Consider the following 2,148-nt stretch of genomic DNA (forward strand, 5'->3'; position numbering starts at 1 on the left):
CTCGCGGCGGCCCTGCTCCTCGCGCCTGCGCCGGGAGGGCTCCCCGCGCTCGCGCCGTGGCCGGGCGCGCTCCGGCGCCTCCTCTTCCTCTTCGGCGGGCTCCTCGCGTCTCCGGGTGCCCGACCGCATCGTCTCCGCGCGCTCCTGCAGCCGATCGCTCAGCGAGTCGATGCGGCCGCTCGCCGCCTTCTTCGCGACCGACACGCCGGCGTCGACGAGCTGGCTGCGCAGATCTCCGGTGAGCTTGTCGATCTGCCCGCCCAGCGGCGTCTTGCGCAGCAGGTCCTCAGGCCCGACGGGAAGCTTGCCGCCCCCCGCCGCCGCGAGCGCCAGGAGCAACGCCATCCGGGTCTTTCGGCTCCGCCCCAGGACATAGCCCCCGACGACGGCGACGGCGATCTGACTTCCGCACTTCATGCCATCTCCCCCCTGCGCGACCCAAGAATCAGCGATACCCGGCGACGGTGTCGGGGCGCGGAAGCCGCCGAGTCGTGGCCTCCAGGCCGCGGAGGGAACGAGGGCCGCCTGGAACCTGCCCCTAAGGCCCGCCCCTCAAGAACTGCCGTCCATCGGCCAAGGTCCTCTTCTCTGAGGGCCGAGGGCCGAGGTGCTGGGGCGCGGCCGACCGCAGGTCGCGGTGTCTTTTGTATCGACTCTACCCGGGTGATTCTCGTTAGAGCAGGTCAGTGCCTTTCTTTGCGAGGTCTTCACGTCCTCGCGCCCGCGTCTCGCACCGGCCGGTCCGGGTCTTCGGCGCCGCCTCCGGCGGGCTCCACCGGGATACCGGCGAGGATGGACGTGCCCTTGCCGGGCGAACTGATGATCTCAATGCTCCCGCCGAGCGCCTCGACCCGGTCCTTCAGACCGACGAGGCCGGACCCCCGGGTGAGGTCGGCTCCGCCGCGGCCGTCGTCGTGGACCGACACCCGTACGGTCCGGTCCTCCAGGGCCAGGTCGACCTGTGCCTCGGAGGCCCGCGCGTGTTTGGCGACGTTCGTGAGCGTTTCGGCGACGAAGTAGTAGACGGCGACCTCGACGCGTTCGGGCAGGCGTCCGGCGAAGCCCATGGTGAGCCGCACGCCGACGGGTGAGCGCCGGGCGAGGGAGCGCAGCGCGGGACCGAGGCCGCTCCGGCCGAGGATCGGCGGGACGATGCCGCGCGAGACGTCCTGCAGGTCGTCCAGGACGCCGGACAGATCGTCGACGAGGCCGGCCATCTGCTGTCTGAGCCGTACCTGGCCGGGGGCGACGGTGGTCTCGAGCGTGCGGAGCCGGAGCGCGAGGGTGACGAGCCGCTGCTGGGCTCCGTCGTGCAGGTCGCGTTCGATGCGGCGACGGCTCTCGTCGGCGGCGGCGACCACGCGGGCCCGCGACGCGAGAAGGTCGCTGCGGCTCTGGGCGCCCGCGATCGCGGTGCCGACGAGTTCGGTGAACTCCCGCATGCGCGCCTCGGTCACCCCCGGCGGCGGCTCCTCTTCCCGCGAGTGGATGAACATCGCACCCCAGACGCGTCCCTCGACCTTCACCGGGCAACCCACCACACAGCGGATCCCCGCCTCGCGCGCCCAGATGCCGATCGCGCTGGTGGCGCGCTGATAGTCGTTCATCCGCGCCGGACGTTCGGTGCTGCGCGTCACGGCCGTGACGGTGCCGTCCTCGATCGGCCAGCGCCCGCCCATGGGCGGCATGACGTCGGGCACGCGCGCGTCGCTCCAGTGACCGACGACCTGCGCCATCTCATCGGGCTCGAAGCGGACGATCGACGTGTGGTCCACCTTCAGGACGTGGCCGAGTTCGGCGGCCACGGCGTCGAACACCTCGGAGGGCGAGACCCCGCACGCGACGAGCGTCGCGACGCGCCGCAGCGCGCGCTGCTCGTCGGCGAGGGAACCGGCGAGGGCGGCGGCGTTCCGGATCGGGCGGATGATCATTTTCTGGAGGAAGGCGACCATGAAGACGAGCAGCAGCGCCGCGACCGCGCAGACCGTCGCGAAGGCCGTGGTCCTTCGCGCCGCGTCGGCGGCGTGCCGCTCGGAGGCGGTGGCCGCGTTCTCCTGGGCGGCCTCGAAGCCCGTGCTTCGTTCCCGCAGCGAGGCGAGCTGCGGCAGCCCCTGGCCGTCACGCGCCATGGCCCGCGCCGCGGCGGTG

The 2,148-nt window shown here is 72.7% G+C and carries 2 protein-coding genes; both read right to left on the bottom strand.

The window, feature by feature from the left end:
- The coding region (locus tag ACFFNX_RS48310; RefSeq protein WP_378213171.1) for a hypothetical protein at positions 1 to 417 on the bottom strand (417 nt) is incomplete at its 3' end.
- Positions 418 to 707: 290 nt separating this feature from the next.
- The coding region (locus ACFFNX_RS48315) for a GAF domain-containing sensor histidine kinase (protein WP_378213173.1) at positions 708 to 2,148 on the bottom strand (1,441 nt) is incomplete at its 5' end.

Source organism: Actinoallomurus acaciae, assembly GCF_042429965.1.
Classification (GTDB): domain Bacteria; phylum Actinomycetota; class Actinomycetes; order Streptosporangiales; family Streptosporangiaceae; genus Actinoallomurus; species Actinoallomurus acaciae.